Below are 20,766 nucleotides of genomic sequence, written 5' to 3'. Positions count from 1 at the left end.
GATTGAGAGTTACGGCCGGTGGGGGCTGGTCGCGCCCACGCGGCGGAGCCGCATGTGTCAGAGCCCCGCGCCCCTGAAGGGGCGAAGCCCTAGCCCTGCCCGTAGCGGTTCCACGCACGCCCTCGCTCCCACCGCCAGTGCCACCGTCAGCAGCATTGCCCAGCGTTCGTGGGTCGTGGTCCAGCGGGGGTCGTCCGGGGAGACCAGGAGGGCCCAGCCGTCGGGCAGGAGGAGGAACGCGGCGGCCGCGGTGGACAGGAGCCAGGTGGACACCGCCACCCCCGGCTCGGTGACGGTCGAGCGCTGGATGATCAGGGCCGCCCCGGCGAGGGCGAACACGGCGGTGGCGGTCGCCTCCAGGGTGAGGGCGCCGACCGGCGGACGGGCCTCCTCGGGTACGAGGAACACCGCCGCCGTCCAGCAGAGCGCGGCCCACGGGGCGGCGAGTGCCACGCGCAGGCCGACGCGCAGCGGGCGCCTTACCGGTACCGCCGAGGTGATGTGCCGGGCCGGGTCGTCCAGCAGGAACGCCAGGCCGAGGGCGAAGGCGAGCGCGGCACCCCGCAGCGCGATCAGGCCGAGCCACGGGTCGGGGGCGCCGGACAGCATGCGCGGGATGCCGGCCAGCAGCAGCCCGGTGGCGCCGCCGGCCGCGAGCGCGCGCCAGGGCAGTGTGCGCAGTACGGGGGTCAGGAGGGCGCGTGTCGTGACGGTCATTCCTTGCACGCTCCACCGTCCGCTTCCGCCCCGTCCGCCGTCCTGTCCGCGGCCGGGACTCCCAGCAGTTCCGCCACCCGCGCCGTCGACGTCTTCGGCGAGGTCAGTTCCGTCCACTTGGCCTTCACCTTCCCGGCGACGCTGTAGCGGGGCTTCTGGAGCAGGTCCGCCACGATCCGGGTCTGTTCGGCGCTCATGACGAAGGGTTCCGTGGGGGACAGGACGACGGCGGATCCCGAGACATCGTCGTCGAGGCGGACGTTGCGGAGCGCGGTCATCGGGTCGGACTCGCCGCCCAGCGCCAGCCACATGATCGTGATCACGCGGGCGTCGCACACCATGCTGCCCGCCTTCTCGTTCCCCGCCACCAGCACGGACGCAACGGCGGCGGCGAACTCGGGGACGCGGTTGCCGCCCCACTCCGTGCCGACGGTCACCTGGCCGGGCGTCGCGGACGGGGAGATCGCGGAGTCGGACGTCAGCCCGTAGGTGGCGTCGATGCGCTGCCGTACGGTCAGCCGCTCGCCCCCGGCCCTGCCGCCCGCGAGGTTCTGGACCCGGTCGACGACCTCGGCCCAGTCGGCGGTGCGGCCGGTCCACTCGGGGAAGGCGCAGTACGTGGACCCGCCGTGCCCGAGACACGACTGGACCCTCTCCGGAGCGTTGGTCGCCCGCTCGCGGGCCGGTGTCGACCCGCTCGGAGTGCCCGCGGACTGGCCGACCACGCCCACCACGGTCAGCGCGACCGATCCGGCGACGGCCGCCTTGACCACCGTCGAGCGCCCACCGCTGACCAGCACGGCGAGGACGGCCAGGGTCAGGCCGAGCCCGGCGAGGTACAGGGCGTGCCAGGCGGCGGGGCGCTCCAGCAGGTCGGAGGGGAACGGGGTGGCGCCGTTCTCGGAGACGACCGGGCCGAGCCAGGCCGTCCAGTCGTCGCCGGAGGGGCTCGCCAGGACGAACTGGCTGAAGAGCAGGAGGAGCAGCAGGACCGGCCCGGCGAAGAGGGAGCGGATCAGGCGGGCGAGGAGGATACCGACCGCGCCGAACAGCAGGACCGTCAGCGGGCCGACGGCGAGTTCGGCGGGCGAACCGTGCCCGACCGCGCCGGGCTTGAGCGCGGCCCAGGTGAACTGGACGAGGACACACACCGCCGTGAACAGGACGGCCGGGACGACGGACAGCGCGTGGGCGACCGTACGCCGCCACGGCTCGACGACCAGCACGTCGAAGTGGCGGTCCGTGTCGTCCCGGTGGGAGCGCAGGACCGCGCGGTTGACGCCCAGCATGACGACGAGCCCCATCAGCAGCGGCATGGTCTGGGTGGCCCGGTCGACGTCCTGGAGGACCGGGTAGTCGTCGTCGCTCCGCGTGGACTGCCACACGATCCCGCCGGCGTACAGGGCCGCCATGCCGACGAAGGAGACGGTCATCCGCAGCTCGCGCGCCTCGAAGCGGGCGAGGGCGAACACGGCCGCCCAGGAGCGTGGCGGGTGCGCCGGTTCGACGGCCCTGGCGGGTGTCTCGAGCACGGTGCTCATGCGGCCGCCACCTCCGGGGCCTCGCCGTCGAGAGTGAGCAAGTACCCGTCCTCCAGGGTCGGTTCGACGAGGTCGGCGCCCGCGGGCGGCTCACCGACGTTGCGGAAGGAGCCCGTACCGGTGCGCCAGCCGGCCCACGCGCCCGGGTCGCGTTCGGTGCTGCTCCACACCCGGCCGGCCGCCCGTGCGGTCAGCTCGGCCGGGGTGCCGTCGAAGCGGACGCGGCCGCGGACCATGACGATCACGCGATGGCAGAGCATCGCGACGTCCTCGGTCTGGTGGGTGGAGAGCAGCACGGTCCGCCCCTCCCCCGCCCGGGCGATCAACTCCCGGAAGCGCATGCGCTGTTCGGGGTCGAGGCCGACGGTCGGCTCGTCGAGGACCAGGAAACCGGGGTCGCCGACGAGGGCGGCGGCCAGCGCGACCCGCTGGCGCATCCCGCCGGAGAGCTTCTTGATGCGCTTGCCCCGTGCGTCGGACAGCGCGACGTCGTCCAGGACCCGTCGTACCTCGCCGTGCCGGGCGGTGCGGTCCGTCAGCTCCTTGAGGATCGCCACGTAGTCGACGAACTCGAAGGCCGTGAAGTCCGGGTGGAAGCCGGGTGCCTGCGGCAGATAGCCCAGCGTGCGCCGCGCCTCCTGGCGTCCGGCGGCCGTGCCCGGGTCGTTGCCGAGCACCGTGAACGCTCCCTTGTCCGGGGGCACGGCGGTGGCCAGGACCCTCAACAGGGTGGTCTTTCCGGCTCCGTTGGGTCCGAGCAGCCCGGTGACGCCCTCGCCGAGCCGCACCGACACGTCGTCGAGCGCGGCCGTGCCGCCGTAGCGGAGGGTCAGCCCGGAGGCGGACACCGTCGGCGTCGTAGGGAGGTCAGACATGCGTGACTCCTGTGGAAGAGAGCGGAAGCAGGGGGAGGCGGCGGCCGGGATACGGCACCGGCGCCGGAGGGAGAGCGGTGACCCTCACCCGTCGCCCCCGTCGAAAGAAGAGGAGGAACTCCTTTTGCCGGAGTTCTTCGGGAGCAGCACGGCGATGAAATGGAGGACCCTGAGGACGACCGAAGCGGTCATCAACAGCCCGGCCTTGAGCAGCTTGAGCCTCCTGCGCGTGGCGTCGGACATCACGCGGCACCTCCGTCCGGGTAGCCCGCGAACGGTGTGTGCGCGGGGGTCGAGTCGAATCGGTCGCGGCCGAGGTAGAAGAGCCCGGCGGCGAGTGCGGCGACGGCGGCCGCGATGCCCTGCCCCGCCGCGGTGTAGGGCGCGAGGGTCTCCTCGGTCGTCCGCTGCGCGACCACCAGCAGGACCACCCACGTTCCGCCGACGAGGCCGGGCCCGAGGACCGGGCCGAGCCGGGGCGTCAGCGCGAGCCCGGTCGCGGTGAGCGCGAGCGCGGGCAGCAGCCAGGCCAGGGCCCGCAGTCCGTACGAGGGAAGCGCGAGGGTCGCGAGGCCGTTCAGGGCGAGCGCGACGGTCAGCACGGGAACCGTGCGGATCAGCAGCAGCCGGAACCCGTGCATCGGCGACACCACGGCCATCTCGTACGTCGGGTCGAGCACCGGCCCGTACGACAGCGCGACCCCGGCCAGAGGCAGCAGCGGGGCGAGGGCGAGGAACAGCGCCGGGGACTCGGGCGTCCGGGCGGCGTTGGCGGCGATCACCGTGATGACCAGTACGGCGACGACCGCGCCCAGCCACGACCGGCGCAGCACCGGTGTCGCGGCGAGCAGCCGTGCGGTGTGGTCGGCCACGCCCATCCGGACGAGCAGCGACTCCAGGAACCCCGGCCGCGGGACGTCCAGTTCGGCGTCGAGGCGCTCCCATCCCGCGTCCAGGGCGACCGGGTCGCCCACCTCGGCGAGCTGTGCCCGGCAGCGCGCGCAGGCGAGGAGGTGGGTGTCGGCCGACCAGAGCATCGGCGCCGTCAACTCGCCCCGTGCGTACGCCCGGAGGTCGTCCTCCGCGACGTGCCAGGTCATACCGTCCGGGTCGTTCGTGTCGTTCGTGTCGCCGCTCATGCCAACTCCTCCCGCAGCTGCTTGCGGGCCCTGAGGGCCCGTGTCTTGACCGTCCCCGGCGGGATGCCGAGCAGGACGGCCGCCTCCCTGGTGGTCAGCCCGTCGATGACCGTGGCCTGGAGGACCGCCCGCAGCTCCGGCGACAACCGGACGAGGGCGCCCGCGAGGTCCCCGTGCTCCACCCCCGCGAGCACGCGCTCCTCCGCGGACGCCTCGTCCCGGTGCCGCAGCCGCGAGAGCGCCTGCCGCAGCCGGCCCCGGGCGCCGTCGCCGCGCAGCGCGTCGATCAGCCGCCGCGAGCCGATGCGCCACAGCCACCCGGCCACGTCGCCCTCCTCGCGGTAGCGGGCACTGCCGCGCCAGACCGCGAGGAACGTCTCCTGTACGACGTCGTCGACGATCCCCGCGTCCGCGCACCGCCCGCGCAGCCGTGCTCCGAGCCACGGCGCGTACCGCCGGTACAGCTCTTCGAAGGCGCGCCGGTCACCGTCCGCCGCGATGGCCCGCAGCAGATCCCCGTCGCTTCTCGTTTCCCTCACACCCCCTCATCGCACGAGCCCCACAGATCGGTTCACGCTTCCGCGAGAAGTTTCCGGAACCCGGCATTCACCTTGACAGGTCCGCAGCCATCCACCACCCTTTCACTACTCAATTAGTGAAAGGGTGGTGGTCGGTTGTGGTCGAGTACCGCATCGACCGGCGCAGCGGTGTCGCCACGTACGTCCAGATCGTCCAGCAGACCAAGCAGGCCCTGCGTCTTGGCGTACTCGAACCGGGCGACAGGCTCCCCACGGCCCGTGAGGTCGTGGAGGCCACCGCGATCAATCCGAACACCGTCCTGAAGGCCTACCGCGAGCTGGAGCGCGAGGGCCTGGTCGAGGCCAGACGCGGCCTCGGCACGTTCGTACGGCGCTCGCTGGGCGCCACTCCCGCCGACCACACCGCCCTGCGTTCGAAGCTGACCGTCTGGCTGGACGAGGCACGCAAGGAAGGCCTGGAGCGCGAGGACATCAGCGCGCTCTTCGCCTCCGCACTGGACGAGAAATGCCCTGAGGGGGAGCGATGAACAGGGTTGGGGAAGGGACCGCGCTGACAGCGGTCGGGCTGGGCAAGCGGTATCGGCGCCGACGCGGCCATGTGCTGCGGGACTGCTCCTTCCGGCTGCCGACCGGGCGGATCTGCGCCCTGGTCGGCCCGAACGGCGCGGGCAAGTCGACCCTCCTGCAACTGGCGGCCGGTCTGATACGCCCCACCGAGGGCACCCTGACCGTCCTCGGCACCAGCCCCGCCGCGGCCCGCGAGCGCTTCGCGTACGTCGGCCAGGGCAAGCCGCTGCCGCCCCAGCTCACGGTCGCCGCCACGCTCCGCCTCGGCGCCGAGCTGAACCGCGCCCGCTGGGACCGGCCGGCCGCGGAACGCATCGCGTACGGGCACCCCACTCCGCAGGGCTCCCGGGACGGCGCCCTCGACCCCACCGCGAGGATCCGCTCCCTCTCCGGCGGCCAGCGCACCCGCGTCGCCCTGGCCCTGGCCTTCGGCAAGCGGCCCGAGCTGATGCTGCTGGACGAGCCGATGGCCGACCTCGACCCGCTGGCCCGGCGCGAACTCCTCGGGGCGCTGCTGGGCGAGGCCGCCGAGCACGGCACGACGATCGTGATGTCCTCGCACGTCGTCGCCGAGCTGGAGGGCGTCTGCGACCACCTGCTCCTCATGGGCGGCGGCCGGATCCGGCTCGGCGGCGACCCGGAAGAGCTGCTCGCCGCGCACACCCTGGTCACCGGCCCGGCGCGCGACCTCACCGGCCACACCGTCGTCGAGTCGCGCGACACGGGCCGCCAGCTCACCGCCCTGATCCGCCCGGGCGGCCCACCGTCCGACGACTGGCAGACCGCCGCGCCCACCCTGGAGGAGCTGCTCCTGGCCCATCTGCGCAACCCGAAGGCCCCCGACCTGTTCACCGAGGACACCGCAGCGGGCGAGGAGAAGGGCGAGAGCGAGTCGGAAGAGACGGAAGCGGCGGTAGCGGCCGGAGAAACCGGAGAAGACCGGGAAAACGAGGAGAACGCGCGCGCATGACGACCCTCCTCACCTCCACCGGCGCTTCCACCGGCACCTCCCCACGCACCGGCCGCGGCCTCGCCCTCTCCGTGCTGCGTCTGCACCGGTCGGCCCTGTGGCTCTGGCTGCTGCTCGTCGCGGCCCTCGCGGCGGCGATGCTCTGGGCGTACGGCCCCGGGTACGACGCCGCTGTCGCCGACGTCCGGGAGCAGTGCCGCGAAAGCGTCGAGGCCTGCCACTTCCCCAACGGCCCCTGGCTGAACAAGTACGACACGACCGTGGGCTTCACCACGCTCGCCGTGGCGTACTTCCCCTTCCTCGTCGCCGCCTGGGCGGGCGCGGCCCTCATCGGCCGCGAACTGGAGACCGGCACCGCCCACCTCGCCTGGACCCAGTCCGTCTCCCCCACCCGCTGGCTCGCCGCGAAGCTCGCCGTGCCCGCGCTGCTCATCACCGCGGGCACGGCCCTACTGGTCCCGCTGCACCGGCTGATGTGGAACCGCGGCGCGGAACTGCTCTGGGCGGACTGGTACGACGAGAACACCTTCCACGCGAGCGGAACCGTCACGCTCGCGTACGCCCTGTGCGGCCTGGCCCTCGGCGCCCTCGCGGGCCTGGTCGTCGGCCGCGCGCTGCCCGCCCTGGGCGTCGCCTTCGGGGCCCTGCTGGCCGTGTTCTACCTGGGCAACCAGTACCGCGTGAGCCTGTGGCCCACGGTCACCGCCACCGATACCAAGATCCCGGGCCTGCCGTCGGAGGCCCTCGACCTCGAACACGGCGTGATCACCACCGAAGGCACCCGCATCGGCAACAACCTGGCCTGCACCGATTCCGACAGCGCGGCCGACCTCAAGCGCTGCATGACCGACGCCGGTATCAGCGACTTCTGGACCACGTACCACCCGAAGTCCCACTTCTGGCCGCTCCAGCTCGCCGAGACCGGCGTCGTGCTGGCCGTCGCCGCCCTCGCGGTCATCGCCACGTTCGTCCTGCTCCGCCGCCGTACCGCCACAGAAGGAGTCGCCGTATGAGTGCCTTCGCCGTGAAGGGAACAGCCGAGACCCCCGAGGTGCCGCCGGGCGGGCCGGTCAAGGGGCTGCCGTGGGCCGTACTGCGGCTGCACCGCGCGGCGCTCGTGGTGTGGGGCACCTTCATGCTGGCCGCCCTCGGCGCCCTGGTGTGGGAGGCCGGGATCAACGCGGACTCCGTACGGAACCGGATCGCCGCCTGCGGCCACGACCCCGGCCCGTGCCGTATCAGGGCGGTGTTCGACTACGGCGGGTCCATGGGCTGGGCCTCCACCCTCGTCTACTACAGCTTCTTCGCCGTGGCCGCGTTCGCCGCCGGCGCGCTGATCGGGCGCGAGCTGGAGAACGGCACCGCGCAGCTCGCCTGGACACAGTCCGTCTCGCCGACGCGGTGGCTGGCCGTCACGCTCGCCGTGCCGGCGGTGCTGCTGGTGGCCGGCGGCACGGTGTTCGTGTTCGTCTTCCGGTGGGCCTGGGCGGCCAACCGGGACCTGATGGGCGACGACTGGACGTTCAACGACGTGTTCGCCGCGCGCGGGCCCGCCCTGGTGGCGTACGGGTTGTGCGGGCTGGGCGTGGGCGCGCTTGCCGGGGTCGTGCTGCGGCGGTCGCTGCCCGCGCTGGGGGTCGCCTGCGGGGTGATGTACCTGGTCAACCACAATCTGGAGAAGTACCGCGAGGATCTGTGGCCGACGGCTGCCTCCGGCGGTTCCGGGGGTTCCGGGGGTTCCTGGGGTCGTTTCCATCCCGAGTCCCACTACTGGCCGATGCATCTCGTGGAGACCGGGATTGTGCTCGGGGTCGCCGTTCTTGCCACGGGAGGGGCATTCTGGGTGCTTCGGCGCCGTACGGGCTGAGCGGTTGGATGTCCGTGCCGGTCGTGTGTGGCTGGTCGCGCCGTTCCCCGCGCCCCTGAAGGGCGAAACCCCTTCCACGGGGCGCGGCCCCGACGCCGGGGAGCCGCCCCCCGCTATCCCGCACGTCATGTCGCCGTAACCGGTCATTCAGACGGGCTTGCGACGCTCTGGCAATGAACCCCGCCGCGCCCGAGCCCTCGCCTCCGCCGGAGCACGAGCCCTCGTCCGTGAGGGAGAACGGAAGCCCGCACATCCCCGCACAGCTCCCGCCCGCCCTCTCCGACGCGCCCGTTTCGGCCCCGGCGCGGAAGAATGGGTTCATGAGTCAGCCCAACGCCAGCGCACAGGTCCAGCACCCGCAGCCGTCCGTCGGCTCCATAGCCGCGCACCGCCCGCACACGGTGGCCGCGACGTCTTCCGACCTGGAGCCCGACCTCGACGCCGACCTCGACGCGTACGAGGACACGGTGCAGGACGGCGTCCAGCTTCCCCAGGGCAGGTTCCTCGACCGGGAGCGCAGCTGGCTCGCGTTCAACGAACGGGTCCTCGAACTCGCCGAGGACCCGAACACGCCCCTCCTCGAACGGGCGAATTTCCTGGCGATCTTCGCCAGCAACCTGGACGAGTTCTTCATGGTCCGCGTGGCCGGCCTGAAGCGCCGCATCCACACCGGCGTCGCCACCCGCTCCGCCTCGGGCCTGCAGCCCCGCGAGGTGCTGGAGATGATCTGGGCCCGCTCCCGCGAGCTCATGGCCCGGCACGCCGCCTGCTACCAGGAGGACGTGGCCCCCCAGCTCGCCGAGGAGGGCATCCACCTCGTCCGCTGGAGCGAGCTGACCGAGAAGGAGCAGGCCCGCCTCTTCACGCTCTTCCGCCACCAGATCTTCCCGGTGCTGACCCCGCTGGCGGTCGACCCCGCGCACCCCTTCCCGTACATCTCGGGCCTGTCGCTGAACCTGGCCGTGGTCGTACGGAACCCGGTCTCCGGCCACCGCCACTTCGCGCGCGTCAAGGTCCCGCCGCTGCTCTCCCGCTTCCTGGAGGCCTCCCCGGACCGCTACGTCCCCATCGAGGACGTCATCGGGGCCCACCTGGAGGAACTCTTCCCTGGCATGGAGGTCCTCGAGCACCACGCGTTCCGCGTCACCCGGAACGAGGACCTGGAGGTCGAGGAGGACGACGCCGAGAACCTTCTCCAGGCCCTGGAGAAGGAACTCATGCGGCGCCGCTTCGGACCGCCGGTGCGGCTGGAGGTCGAGGAGTCCATCGACCGGTACGTACTCGACCTGCTGGTACGGGAGTTGAAGATCACCGAGGCCGAGGTGTACCCGCTGCCGGGTCCCCTGGACCTCACCGGTCTCTTCGGCATCGGCAAGCTCGACCGGCCCGAGCTGAAGTACCAGAAGTTCATCGCGGGCACCCACCGCGACCTCGCGGAGGTCGAGTCCGCCTCGGCGCCCGACATCTTCGCGGCGCTCAGGGAGCGGGACGTACTCCTCCACCACCCGTACGACTCCTTCTCCACCTCCGTCCAGGCCTTCCTGGAGCAGGCGGCCGAGGACCCGGACGTCCTCGCCATCAAGCAGACCCTGTACCGGACCTCCGGCGACTCCCCGATAGTCGACGCCCTCATCGAGGCCGCCGAGTCCGGCAAGCAGGTGCTCGTCCTGGTCGAGATCAAGGCACGCTTCGACGAGCAGGCCAACATCAAGTGGGCGAAGAAGCTGGAGGAGGCGGGCTGCCACGTGGTCTACGGCCTCGTCGGCCTCAAGACCCACTGCAAGCTCTCCCTCGTCGTGCGCCAGGAGGGCGAGACCCTCCGCCGCTACAGCCACGTCGGCACGGGCAACTACCACCCCAAGACCGCCCGGCTGTACGAGGACCTGGGGCTCCTGACCGCGGACCCACAGGTCGGCGCGGACCTCTCGGACCTCTTCAACCGGCTCTCCGGCTACTCCCGCCGCGAGACCTACCGCCGGCTGCTCGTCGCACCCAAGTCCCTGCGCGACGGCCTGATCGCCCGGATCAACAAGGAGGTCCAGCACCACCGTGCCGGACGTCCCGCCTACGTCCGCATCAAGGTCAACTCCATGGTGGACGAGGCACTCATCGACTCCCTCTACCGCGCGTCCGAGGCAGGCGTGCCGGTGGACGTGTGGGTGCGCGGAATCTGCGCCGTACGGCCGGGAGTCCCGGGCCTGTCCGAGAACATACGCGTACGGTCCATCCTCGGCCGCTTCCTCGAACACTCCCGGGTCTTCGGCTTCGGCAACGGAGGCGAGCCCGAGGTGTGGATCGGCAGCGCCGACATGATGCACCGCAACCTCGACCGCCGTATCGAAGCCCTGGTCAGGATCACCGACCCCGCTCACCGGGCAGCCCTCAACCGGCTGTTCGAGACCGGCATGTCCGACACCACTTCCTCCTGGCACCTCGGCCCCGACGGCGAATGGACCCGGCACGCGACCGACGCCGACGGCCAGCCGCTGCGCAACGTCCAGGAGATGCTCATAGACGCCCGGAGGCGCCGGCGTGGCACAGCAACACCTTGACCCCACGGCCGGACCCGTGGCCGGGGACACCCTGGCGGCCTATCTCCAGGCCCAGGCCACGGAGTTCCTCCGCGCGCTGCGCCAGCACCGCGAGACCGGCGGTGCGACGGCGACGGCGACGAACGGGACGGAGGAGGCCGTGGACGCGGCGCGCGCCCTGCGCCGCTCGGCCCGCCGCATCAGCGGCACGCTGCACACGTTCCGGCCCCTCCTCGACGAGGGCTGGTCGGAGGGCATGCGACCCGAACTGGCCTGGCTGTCGGGCACGTTGGCCCGCGAGCACGCCTACGGGGCCCGGCTGGAACGCCTGTTGGCGGCCCTGCACCGCCTGTCGGGCTCGTCGGCGTTCCCGGCCCAGGCCTCGGATCCCGACGTACACCCCGGAGCCCGCGCCCAACTCCCCTCCGAGAAAGGCGCCTTGACCGTCGGAGCGGCCAAGGCGGGCGCCCTTCTGGAGCGCCAGCTGACCCTGGCCCGGACGCGCGCCCACTCCGCCGCGCTGCAAGCGCTCGGCTCCTCCCGTTTCCACGCCGTCGCCGACAACGTCGCCGTCCTCGCCAGCGAGGTCCCGCTGACCGCGCCCGCGCCCGCCACCGGCCTGGGGCCGCCGGCCGCCGCCGCGGAGGAACGCCTCGGCGACGCGGTGGCCGGGCTGCCCCTGATCACCGCGGGCCACCCCTACAACGCGGAGGCCCTCATCCACGGCCTCTCCGCCGACACGGCCCCGCAGCCCCAGGACGCCCCCTGGCACCAGGTCCGGCTCCTGCTGCGTCTGCACCGCTATGCGCGCGAGGTCCTGTTCGGCGACGAAGCCCCCGTGGACGTACGCCTGCTGACGGCGGGTCAGGCCCTGGACCGGCACCGCGACGCGGCCGAGGCCGCTGCGGCGGCGGCCTCCGCGGCCCGCACCCCGCGGATCGCCCCGGCGACGGCGTACGCGCTCGGCGTGCTGCACGCGGACCAGCGACACGAGGTGGAAGCGGCCAGGTTCGCGTTCCAGCGGGCCTGGCTGAGGGAGACGGTCGGCACTCCGTGACCCGCGGAGGCCCCGTACACGCGATGGGAGGCCCAGTGCACGCGACGAACGGAGACCCCGTGCTCGCGGCGGGCTGCGTACTGTGGCGCCGCTCGCCGTTCGACGGCGAACTGGAGATCTGCCTGGTCCACAGGCCGAAGTACGACGACTGGTCGCACCCGAAGGGCAAGCTGAAACGCGCCGAGGAAGCGCTCGCGGGCGCGGTGCGCGAGGTGGAGGAGGAGACCGGCTACCACTGCGCCACCGGCCCCCGGCTCACCACCCTCCACTACATGGCCAACGACCGCCCCAAGCAGGTCAGTTACTGGGCGGCCGAGGCGACGGAGGGGCACTTCGCGCCCAACCGGGAGGTCGACCGCATCCTCTGGCTCTCCCCGACGGGAGCGCGGCATCGGCTGACCCAGCCCCGCGACAAGGATCTCGTCGACGAGTTGCTGGCTGTGCTACGGCACGCGTAGCGCTGCGCGGCGTGCACGTTTTTGGCTGCGGGTCCGGTGGGGGCTTGTCGCGCAGTTCCCCGCGCCCCCAAAAGCCAAAAGACTGCGCAGTTCCCCGCGCCCCTGAAGGGGCGCGCTCAAGCCGGAGTCGTCGAGTGGGTCTCCGCGTCCGTGCGGGCCAGGCTGCGGGCTCGCCTCGCCGGGCCTCTCCAGCCGCAGGTGCAGCGCGCCAGGCAGAAACGGCCCTGGTCGACCGTCGTCGTGTGATGTTCCGGAGGGTTGCTCTGCTCCTGATGCGCCACGGGAACAACGGTACCCACCGCGGGTGAACGCCACCCCAAGCCGGGTCCTCGCGTGACAACACCCCCCACCCGTCGTTAAGCGGAACGACAGGAGGCCCGCGCGAGGACGGCCCGGCTGGGGGTTGGCAGGCGATGGTGGAGCGGCAACTGAGACTGCGGGGCAATGCTGTCGCCCTGGCCGCCGCGACGGCGGGGCTGGTGGTCTGCGCCGCCGGCTGCTCGGGCCCCGGGGCCGCCGCCGAGGACGCGCGGGCCGCCGAGGACCCGGTCGGGATCCTCCACCGCGGCGCGGAGAACCTGGTCAGGGCGGGCAGCTCCAAGGCGCGTACGTCGATGGAGATGGCCACCGGCGGCACCCGCGTGACGATCCGCGGCGAGGGCGTCTACGACTACAAGGACCAGGTGGGCCGCCTGAAGGTGCTCCTCCCCCAGGACCCGGCCGGCGTCGACGAGCGCCGCCCGATCACCGAGCTCCTCGCGCCGGGCGCCCTCTACATGAAGAACCGCGGCGCCGGCGTCCCGGCCGACAAGTGGGTACGCGTCGACACGGCCACGCTCTCCGACGGGAACCTGGTCACGGGCGGTGCGACCGACCCGTTCGCCGCCGCGGAACTGCTGCGGGGCACGCGGGAGGCGACGTACGTGGGCCGTACGTCGGTCGCGGGCACCGCAGTACGGCACTACCGCGGTACGGCCGATCTCGGCGCGGCGGCGCGGGACGCCTCTCCCGGGAGCCGGGCGTCCCTGCGGGCGGCGGCGAAGGGCTTCGCCACCGCGACGGTCCCCTTCGACGTCTACCTCGACGACCAGGGCCGCATCCGCAAGATCCGCCACCGCTTCAGTTTCGTGAACGGGCAGCAGAAGGGTACGGTCGCGGTCTCCTCGACGACCCTGCTGTACGACTTCGGAGCCCCCGTCGACGTACGGCTGCCGGACGCGAAAGACATCTACGCCGGGCGGATCGCCGAATAGGGAGGCCGGAATGTGCGGGGCCGGAAATGGTCCGTTGGTGCCATGCGCCGTCCGTGGGCCCCTCCCTACTCTAGGAAGTCGGTGACGGCAGGAAGAGGTGATGCACGTGGCTCCGGCGCGCGGTACGGCAGTTCAGGACCACGTGGCCCTCGCCGAGATCGAGCTGTGCGGCGACCTGATCATCGCCGCCTCGGCCGCCCGCGAGGACCGTCTCAGCCCCGACCGCATCGACGAGGTCCTGAAGCTCGCCGAAGAACGCTTCCTGGAAGAACACGGCGAGAAGGCCCCGTAAGGGACGCGGGCAACGGCGCAGTCCTTGGCTTCTAGGCGCGCGGGCAACGGCGCAGTCCTTGGCTTCTAGGGGCGCGGGGAACTGCGCAATCTTTTAGGGGCGCGGGGAACTGCGCGACCAGCCCCCACCCACCCGCACCCGACAACGACACCGCACCGGCCTTCACCCGCCCGCCCCCGGAGGGCTCACGTGCGCAGGAGCCGTCCGATCGCCTTCGTAGCCTCCTCCACCTTCGCATCGATTTCCGTGCCACCCTTGAGCGCCGCGTCCGCGACGCAGTGACGAAGGTGCTCCTCCAGGAGCTGCAGGGCGAACGACTGGAGCGCCTTGGTGGAGGCGGAGACCTGCGTGAGTATGTCGATGCAGTAGACGTCCTCGTCGACCATCCGCTGCAGGCCCCGGATCTGGCCCTCGATGCGCCGCAGCCGCTTGAGGTGCTCGTCCTTCTGCTTGTGGTAGCCGTGGATCCCGCGGTCGTGGTCGGTCACGATCTCCTGGGCCCCGGCCTCCGGCGCCTCACCGGAGGGCACTGTGGCGCCGGCCTCGGTGGTCGTCATCGCGTCCTCCTGCTGACTGATACCCCTACCGGGTATATGGTAACGAACTTTGCTGGGTATAGGGCCCTTGGCGAACGTCCTCGAAGGACCCCGTGCTGATCACTGTGCCCGATGGGCGACACTGGTGGGCGGCCGGTTAGCCGTGGCCGGATGATGCGCCTAGCATCAGCCTGACCGAAACCCAAGCAATCCGAGGACCCCACGTGCGATTTCGTCTGACCCCCAGGGAGACGAGCTTCTACGACATGTTCGCCGCATCCGCGGACAACATCGTCACGGGCTCGAAGCTCCTGATGGAACTGCTCGGGGCGGACGCCTCCGGCCGGGCCGAGATCGCCGAGCGTATGCGGGCCGCGGAACACGCGGGTGACGATGCCACGCACGCGATCTTCCACCAGCTGAACTCCTCGTTCATCACGCCGTTCGACCGCGAGGACATCTACAACCTCGCCTCGTCCCTCGACGACATCATGGACTTCATGGAGGAGGCCGTCGACCTGGTCGTCCTCTACAACGTCGAGGATCTCCCGAAGGGCGTCGAGCAGCAGATCGAGGTACTGGCCCGGGCGGCCGAGCTGACCGCCGAGGCCATGCCGAACCTGCGCACGATGGACAACCTCACCGAGTACTGGATCGAGGTCAACCGCCTGGAGAACCAGGCCGACCAGATCCACCGCAAGCTGCTGGCCATGCTCTTCAACGGCAAGTACGAGGCCATCGAGGTACTGAAGCTCAAGCAGATCGTGGACGTGCTGGAAGAGGCCGCCGACGCCTTCGAGCACGTGGCCAACACGGTGGAGACCATCGCGGTCAAGGAGTCCTGACCTCTTCATGGACACCTTCGCCTTGATCGTGACCATCGGTGTCGCGCTCGGATTCACCTATACCAACGGCTTCCACGACTCGGCCAACGCCATCGCCACGTCCGTGTCCACGCGCGCTCTGACGCCGCGGGCGGCGCTCGCGATGGCCGCGGTGATGAACCTCGCCGGCGCGTTCCTCGGCAGCGGGGTCGCCAAGACCGTCAGTGAAGGCCTGATCGAGACTCCGCACGGCAACAAGGGCATGTGGATCCTGTTCGCGGCCCTGGTGGGCGCGATCGTGTGGAACCTCGTGACCTGGTACTTCGGCCTTCCGTCCTCCTCCTCGCACGCGCTGTTCGGCGGCATGGTGGGGGCGGCGCTCGCTGGCGGGATCGGGGTCATCTGGTCCGGCGTCCTGGAGAAGGTCGTCATCCCGATGTTCATCTCGCCGGTCGTCGGTATGATCGCCGGCTATCTGGTGATGTGCGCCATCATGTGGATGTTCCGGCGCTCCAACCCACACAAGGCCAAGCGCGGTTTCCGCATAGCGCAGACCGTGTCGGCGGCCGGGATGGCCCTCGGCCACGGTCTCCAGGACGCCCAGAAGACGATGGGCATCGTGGTGATGGCGCTGGTCATCGCGGATGTCGAGGACGCGGGCGACCCGATCCCGGTGTGGGTCAAGATCGCGTGTGCGGTGATGCTGTCCCTGGGTACGTACGCGGGTGGCTGGCGCATCATGAGGACGCTGGGCCGGAAGATCATCGAGCTGGATCCGCCGCAGGGGTTCGCCGCGGAGACGACCGGTGCCTCGATCATGTTCACCACGGCGTTCCTCTTCCACGCGCCCATCTCGACGACCCACGTCATCACCTCCGCCATCATGGGTGTCGGCGCCACCAAGCGCGTGAACGCCGTCCGGTGGGGCGTCGCCAAGAACATCATCCTCGGCTGGTTCATCACCATGCCGGCGGCGGCGCTGGTCGCGGCGGCCAGCTTCTGGATCGTGAACCTGGCGTTCGTGTAGGGCCTTTCCTCGCCCCCGCCGCCCCTACCCATTCCCGTCACTACTCAGGGGCTCCGCCCCCGAACCCCCAAAAGACTGCGCAGTTCCCCGCGCCCCTAGAGGTCTTTAGGGGCGCGGGGAACTGCGCGATCAGCCCCCACCGGCCCGCACCCGAAAACACACCCCACGGGGCCTGGGGCGGAGCCCCAGAAGGACGGGAACGGGTAGGGGCGGCGGGGGCGGAAAACCGACGGGCCCGCCCCCCGGGAGCCAGGGGGCGGGCCCTATTGGGCCCCGCGGTGGCACCGCCATGCAGCACCGCGGGGGGTCGGGAAAAAGCGGAGCGCGACCGATCAGCCGAAGCGCCCGGAGATGTAGTCCTCCGTGGCCTGAACGGACGGGTTGGAGAAGATCCGCTCCGTGTCGTCGATCTCGATGAGACGACCAGGCTGACCAACCGCGGAGAGGTTGAAGAACGCCGTCCGGTCGGAGACACGGGCGGCCTGCTGCATGTTGTGCGTCACGATGACAATCGTGAAGCGCTCCTTCAGCTCACCGATCAGGTCCTCGATGGCCAGCGTCGAGATCGGGTCGAGCGCCGAGCAGGGCTCGTCCATCAGCAGAACCTGCGGCTCGACAGCGATCGCCCTCGCGATGCACAGCCGCTGCTGCTGACCACCGGAAAGCCCGGACCCCGGCTTGTTCAGCCGGTCCTTGACCTCGTTCCAGAGGTTCGCGCCCTTGAGCGACTTCTCGACGACATCGCTCAGCTCGGACTTCTTGTAGGAGCCGTTGAGCTTCAGCCCGGCCGCCACGTTGTCGAAGATCGACATGGTCGGGAACGGGTTCGGCCGCTGGAAGACCATGCCGATGGTGCGGCGCACGGCCACGGGGTCGACCCCGTTCCCGTACAGGTCCTCGTCGTCCAGGAGCACCTTGCCCTCGACCCGCCCACCGGGCGTGACCTCGTGCATACGGTTCAGCGTGCGCAGGAACGTCGACTTGCCGCAGCCGGACGGACCGATGAAGGCCGTCACCGAACGCGGCTCGACGGTCATCGAGATGTCTTCGATTGCCTTGTGGGCGCTGTAGTAAGCGGTCAGTCCGCTTACGTCGATTCGCTTGGCCATGGGATCTACTTCTTTCGCGGGGGTAAGTCTGGTCGCTGTATGGCCGCGTCAGCGACCGGTCTTCGGGGCCTTCCAGCGGGCGATGCCGCGGGCCGCGAGGTTGAGGATCATGACGATGATGATCAGCACGAGTGCCGCGGCCCAGGCACGGTCGTAGGCCGCCGCGTTGCCGGCGCTCTGAGCGTACTGCTGGTAGATGTAGAGCGGCAGCGACGCCTGAGCGCCCTCGAACGGGTTGTTGTTGATGAAGGCGCTGCCCCACACCAGAAGCAGTACGGGCGCGGTCTCACCGGCGATGCGCGCGACCGCGAGCATCACACCAGTGGTGATACCACCGATGGACGTCGGCAGAACCACCTTGATGATGGTGCGCCACTTCGGGATACCCAGGGCCAGCGAGGCCTCGCGCAGCTCGTTCGGTACGAGCTTGAGCATCTCCTCCGTGGAGCGGACCACCACCGGCATCATCAGGATGGCGAGAGCCAGCGAACCGGCGAACCCGAAGGGCTCCAGTTTCAGAGAGAGCATGATGGCCAGAACGAACAGACCCGCGACGATCGACGGGATACCCGTCATGACGTCGACGAAGAAGGTGACCGTCTGCGCGAGCCTTCCGCGCCCGTACTCGACGAGGTAGACCGCCGTGAGCACACCGACCGGCACGGCCATCACCGTGGCGAGGCCGACCTGCTCCAGGGTTCCGATGATGGCGTGGTTGATGCCACCACCGACCTCCGAGTCGGCGACCACACCCATCGAGTGGCTCAGGAAGTAGAAGTCGAGCACCTTCACACCGCGGCTGATGGTCTCCCAGATGAGGGAGGCCAGCGGGATGACGGCGAGGAGGAACGCGACCCAGACGAGGCTGGTGGCGAACCGGTCCTTGGCCTGCCGGCCGCCCTCGACCTTGACGCCGAGACCGTAGCTGACCAGGACGAACAGCAGCGCGGCGATGAGCGCCCACTGGATGCTGCTCTCCAGCCCGGCGGCGGCGCTGATGCCGAGGCCCGCGCCCACGGAGCCCACGGCGACCGCCCACGGGGTCCACTTGGGAAGCCGCGCGCCCTGCAGGTTGCTGCTGGGGCGCTCGGGGCGCTTGTCCATGACGACGTTGCTCATGCGTTGGCCCCCGAGTACTCCTTGCGGCGGGCGATGATCGCACGGGCCGCGCCGTTGACCAGCAGGGTGATGACGAAGAGGACCAGACCGGAGGCGATCAGGGCGTTGCGGCCCGTCTCGGTGGCCTCACCGAACTTGCTGGCGATGTTCTGGGCGAAGGTGCCGCCGCCCGGGTCGAGCAGGCTGGTCTCGATCAGGAAGCTCGGCGAGAGCACCGTGGCGACGGCCATCGTCTCGCCGAGGGCACGGCCGAGGCCCAGCATCGAGGCGGAGATGACGCCGGAGCGGCCGAAGGGCAGCACCGACATCCGGATGACCTCCCAGCGCGTGGCGCCGAGGGCGAGCGCGGCTTCCTGGTGCATCTGCGGCGCCTGGCGGAAGACCTCGCGGCTCACGTTGGTCACGATCGGCAGGATCATGATCGCGAGCAGGATGCCGACGGTGAACAGGGAGCGCGCGGGGCCGCCCTGCCAGTCGAAGATGCCCGTCCAGCCGAAGTACGAGTCGAGCCAGCCGAACAGACCGTCCATGTGCGGTACGAGGACGAGGGCGCCCCAGAGGCCGTACACGATGGACGGGACGGCGGCCAGCAGGTCGATCACGTAGCTGATCAGCCCGCCGATCCTGCGCGGGGCGTAGTGCGTGATGAACAGCGCGATGCCCACGGAGATCGGGACCGCGATCACCATGGCGATGATCGAGGAGACGACCGTGCCGTAGGCGAGGACCGCGATTCCGAACTTCGGCGGGTCGGCGTTGGCCTCCCACTCGAAGGCGGTGAGGAAGTTGGCCTCGTCCTCGGAGATGGCGAGGGCGGCGCGGTAGGTGAGGAAGACCGCGATCGCGGCCATGATCACCAGGAGCAGGATGCCCGAGCCTCGCGAGAGACCGAGGAAGATCCGGTCTCCGGGGCGGGTGGCACCGCGTGCGGCGCGCTTCTGCTCGGCGGCCTGGGTGGTGGGGGGAGGAACTGGTGCGTCTTGAGTAGATATGTCCATGGGGTTCTCCGGTCTGCGGAACCTCGGGGTGCGGGCTCCAGGCGGCGGTGCACCGGACGGTGCGGCCCGCTCCGGTTCAACCGGTGCGGGCCGCACACTTGGGTCAGCTCAGGCCGGCGACGGTCGTGCGGACCTTCGTGATGATCTCTTCGGGCATCGGGGCGTAGCTGGCGTCCTTGAGGATGGCCTGCCCCTCCTCGCTGGCGACGTAGGTCAGGAAGGACTTGGTGGCGGCGAGGGTCTCCGCCTTGTTGCCCTTCTCGCACGCGATCTCGTACGTCACGAGGGTGATCGGGTACGCGCCCTCGGCGGTGGGCTCGTAGTTCAGCTCAAGGGCGAGGTCCTTGCCCTGACCGACGACCTTGGCCTCGGCGATCGCCTTGGTGGCGTTGTCGACGGTGGCCTCGACGGGCGTGGCCGCACCGGTCTTGACGTGGACCGTCTGGGCGTCCTTGGCGTACGAGAGCTCCATGTAGGAGATCGCGCCGGCCGTCTGGGTCACCTGCTGGGCGAGACCGGAGGAACCCGAGGCGGACTGGCCACCCTTGGCCTGCCACGCCTTGCCACCCTCGTACTTCCAGTCCGAGGCGGCCGCGGCCTTGAGGTACTTGGTGAAGTTGTCCGTGGTGCCGGAGTCGTCCGAGCGGTGGAACGTCTGGATCTTGGTGCTCGGCAGCTTCGCCTCGGGGTTCAGCTTCGCGATCGCCTCGTCGTTCCAGGTCTTGATCTTGTCGTCGAAGATCTTGGCCAGGGTCGAGGCGTCCAGGACGAGGCCGTCCACACCCGGGAGGTTGTACGACACGGCGATCGGGCCGCCGACCATCGGCAGGTCGATGGCCTGGCTGTCCGCGCAGACCTCGGCGGACTTGGTGATCTCCTCGGCGTCCAGCGGGGAGTCCGAACCGGCGAAGGCGGTCTGGCCCTGGAGGAAGTTGGTGATACCGGCGCCGGAGCCGTTCGGGTTGTAGTTGATCCGAACGTCCTTGCAGGAGGCCGTGTACTGCTTCACCCAGGCGTCGACCGCGTTCTTCTGCGCGGAGGAGCCGGCCGCGAGCAGCTCGCCCTTGGCGTCGTCGCACTTGATGGCGCTGTTGGCCGCGGGCGCGCTCTCGTCGCCACTGCCGCCGCCGGTGTCGTCGGAGCCGCACGCCGTCAGCGCCAGGGCGCCGGAGACGGCGACAGCACCGAGCGAAAGGGCGCGAAGCCGGTTCTTGCGCTGAAGCTTCACTTTCGGGAGTTCCTTCCAGGAGCCGCCGTCTAGCTGGCGGCGTGCGAGGTCGTGGTGCAGCCTCTCGTCCGCACGAGACTGCCGTCGTACTGGCTAACCGCTGACAACTGATATCGATT

General features: G+C 70.7%; 23 protein-coding genes. 11 read left to right on the top strand and 12 right to left on the bottom strand.

The window, feature by feature from the left end; translation table 11 throughout:
• Positions 1–57: 57 nt before the first annotated feature.
• The 6 genes from ACIBEI_RS47285 to ACIBEI_RS47260 form a co-directional block, all read right to left on the bottom strand.
• Entirely contained in the window at positions 58–717 is a 660-nt protein-coding gene (locus ACIBEI_RS47285) for an ABC transporter (RefSeq protein WP_398897489.1), read from the bottom strand.
• Positions 714–2,258: an ABC transporter permease gene (locus tag ACIBEI_RS47280; RefSeq protein WP_398897487.1), complete on the bottom strand. Its 1,545-nt coding sequence runs from the start codon at positions 2,256–2,258 to the stop codon at positions 714–716. The genes ACIBEI_RS47285 and ACIBEI_RS47280 overlap by 4 nt, the downstream gene beginning before the upstream one ends.
• Positions 2,255–3,133, bottom strand: coding sequence for an ABC transporter ATP-binding protein (locus ACIBEI_RS47275; RefSeq protein WP_398897485.1), 879 nt, complete (start codon positions 3,131–3,133; stop codon positions 2,255–2,257). Before ACIBEI_RS47275 ends, ACIBEI_RS47280 begins: the two co-directional genes overlap by 4 nt.
• Positions 3,134–3,217: 84 nt before the next feature.
• Positions 3,218–3,376 (bottom strand): hypothetical protein, encoded by a 159-nt coding sequence (locus tag ACIBEI_RS47270; protein ID WP_398897483.1) that lies wholly within the window; start codon positions 3,374–3,376, stop codon positions 3,218–3,220.
• A complete protein-coding gene (locus ACIBEI_RS47265; RefSeq protein ID WP_398897537.1) occupies positions 3,376–4,233 on the bottom strand; it encodes a zf-HC2 domain-containing protein in 858 nt (285 codons plus the stop codon). Before ACIBEI_RS47265 ends, ACIBEI_RS47270 begins: the two co-directional genes overlap by 1 nt.
• 35 nt (positions 4,234–4,268) lie before the next feature.
• Complete coding sequence (locus tag ACIBEI_RS47260) at positions 4,269–4,811, bottom strand: RNA polymerase sigma factor (RefSeq protein ID WP_398897481.1); 543 nt, start codon at positions 4,809–4,811, stop codon at positions 4,269–4,271.
• 137 nt (positions 4,812–4,948) lie between these two features.
• On the opposite strand from ACIBEI_RS47260, the gene ACIBEI_RS47255 reads away from it, so the two are divergent.
• The 7 genes from ACIBEI_RS47255 to ACIBEI_RS47225 all read left to right on the top strand — a co-directional run bounded on the left by ACIBEI_RS47255 (position 4,949) and on the right by ACIBEI_RS47225 (position 12,261).
• Entirely contained in the window at positions 4,949–5,338 is a 390-nt protein-coding gene (locus ACIBEI_RS47255) for a GntR family transcriptional regulator (RefSeq protein ID WP_398897479.1), read from the top strand.
• Positions 5,335–6,348, top strand: a complete 1,014-nt coding sequence (locus ACIBEI_RS47250; protein WP_398897477.1) for an ABC transporter ATP-binding protein — start codon at positions 5,335–5,337, stop codon at positions 6,346–6,348. Before ACIBEI_RS47255 ends, ACIBEI_RS47250 begins: the two co-directional genes overlap by 4 nt.
• Positions 6,345–7,361 (top strand): hypothetical protein, encoded by a 1,017-nt coding sequence (locus ACIBEI_RS47245; protein ID WP_398897475.1) that lies wholly within the window; start codon positions 6,345–6,347, stop codon positions 7,359–7,361. Before ACIBEI_RS47250 ends, ACIBEI_RS47245 begins: the two co-directional genes overlap by 4 nt.
• Positions 7,358–8,215 (top strand): hypothetical protein, encoded by an 858-nt coding sequence (locus ACIBEI_RS47240; RefSeq protein ID WP_398897473.1) that lies wholly within the window; start codon positions 7,358–7,360, stop codon positions 8,213–8,215. Before ACIBEI_RS47245 ends, ACIBEI_RS47240 begins: the two co-directional genes overlap by 4 nt.
• A 320-nt stretch (positions 8,216–8,535) precedes the next feature.
• Complete coding sequence (locus ACIBEI_RS47235; RefSeq protein WP_398897470.1) at positions 8,536–10,767, top strand: RNA degradosome polyphosphate kinase; 2,232 nt, start codon at positions 8,536–8,538, stop codon at positions 10,765–10,767.
• A complete protein-coding gene (locus ACIBEI_RS47230) occupies positions 10,748–11,803 on the top strand; it encodes a CHAD domain-containing protein (RefSeq protein ID WP_398897468.1) in 1,056 nt (351 codons plus the stop codon). The genes ACIBEI_RS47235 and ACIBEI_RS47230 overlap by 20 nt, the downstream gene beginning before the upstream one ends.
• Before the next feature lie 23 nt (positions 11,804–11,826).
• Entirely contained in the window at positions 11,827–12,261 is a 435-nt protein-coding gene (locus ACIBEI_RS47225) for an NUDIX hydrolase (protein WP_398897466.1), read from the top strand.
• A 116-nt stretch (positions 12,262–12,377) separates the two neighbouring features.
• Here the strand turns inward: ACIBEI_RS47225 and ACIBEI_RS47220 are convergent, their stop codons facing one another.
• Positions 12,378–12,542, bottom strand: coding sequence for a hypothetical protein (locus tag ACIBEI_RS47220; RefSeq protein ID WP_398897464.1), 165 nt, complete (start codon positions 12,540–12,542; stop codon positions 12,378–12,380).
• 132 nt (positions 12,543–12,674) lie between these two features.
• Here ACIBEI_RS47220 and ACIBEI_RS47215 point away from each other — a divergent pair, with 132 nt between their 5' ends.
• Positions 12,675–13,514: a hypothetical protein gene (locus ACIBEI_RS47215; RefSeq protein ID WP_398897462.1), complete on the top strand. Its 840-nt coding sequence runs from the start codon at positions 12,675–12,677 to the stop codon at positions 13,512–13,514.
• 100 nt (positions 13,515–13,614) lie between these two features.
• Complete coding sequence (locus ACIBEI_RS47210; protein WP_398897460.1) at positions 13,615–13,806, top strand: hypothetical protein; 192 nt, start codon at positions 13,615–13,617, stop codon at positions 13,804–13,806.
• A 185-nt stretch (positions 13,807–13,991) separates the two neighbouring features.
• Here ACIBEI_RS47210 and ACIBEI_RS47205 read toward each other — a convergent pair whose 3' ends face one another.
• Positions 13,992–14,363, bottom strand: coding sequence for a metal-sensitive transcriptional regulator (locus ACIBEI_RS47205; protein WP_307522814.1), 372 nt, complete (start codon positions 14,361–14,363; stop codon positions 13,992–13,994).
• Positions 14,364–14,566: 203 nt separating this feature from the next.
• Between ACIBEI_RS47205 and ACIBEI_RS47200 the strand changes: the two genes are divergently transcribed.
• Positions 14,567–15,187, top strand: coding sequence for a DUF47 domain-containing protein (locus ACIBEI_RS47200; RefSeq protein WP_055614694.1), 621 nt, complete (start codon positions 14,567–14,569; stop codon positions 15,185–15,187).
• A 7-nt stretch (positions 15,188–15,194) separates the two neighbouring features.
• Positions 15,195–16,193, top strand: coding sequence for an anion permease (locus ACIBEI_RS47195; RefSeq protein ID WP_398897457.1), 999 nt, complete (start codon positions 15,195–15,197; stop codon positions 16,191–16,193).
• Between the two features lie 332 nt (positions 16,194–16,525).
• Here ACIBEI_RS47195 and pstB read toward each other — a convergent pair whose 3' ends face one another.
• The 4 genes from pstB to pstS all read right to left on the bottom strand — a co-directional run bounded on the left by pstB (position 16,526) and on the right by pstS (position 20,647).
• Positions 16,526–17,302, bottom strand: coding sequence for a phosphate ABC transporter ATP-binding protein PstB (gene pstB / locus ACIBEI_RS47190; RefSeq protein WP_383949455.1), 777 nt, complete (start codon positions 17,300–17,302; stop codon positions 16,526–16,528).
• A 48-nt stretch (positions 17,303–17,350) separates the two neighbouring features.
• Positions 17,351–18,421: a phosphate ABC transporter permease PstA gene (gene pstA / locus ACIBEI_RS47185; protein ID WP_398897455.1), complete on the bottom strand. Its 1,071-nt coding sequence runs from the start codon at positions 18,419–18,421 to the stop codon at positions 17,351–17,353.
• Positions 18,418–19,419: a phosphate ABC transporter permease subunit PstC gene (gene pstC, locus ACIBEI_RS47180; RefSeq protein WP_398897453.1), complete on the bottom strand. Its 1,002-nt coding sequence runs from the start codon at positions 19,417–19,419 to the stop codon at positions 18,418–18,420. Before pstC ends, pstA begins: the two co-directional genes overlap by 4 nt.
• Before the next feature lie 103 nt (positions 19,420–19,522).
• Positions 19,523–20,647, bottom strand: a complete 1,125-nt coding sequence (gene pstS / locus ACIBEI_RS47175; protein ID WP_398897450.1) for a phosphate ABC transporter substrate-binding protein PstS — start codon at positions 20,645–20,647, stop codon at positions 19,523–19,525.
• Positions 20,648–20,766 lie beyond the last annotated feature (119 nt).

Origin of the sequence: Streptomyces sp. NPDC050988, from assembly GCF_044456225.1 — a bacterium.
Taxonomy (GTDB): Bacteria; Actinomycetota; Actinomycetes; order Streptomycetales; family Streptomycetaceae; genus Streptomyces.
This window is presented reverse-complemented; position numbering and strand designations above follow the sequence as displayed.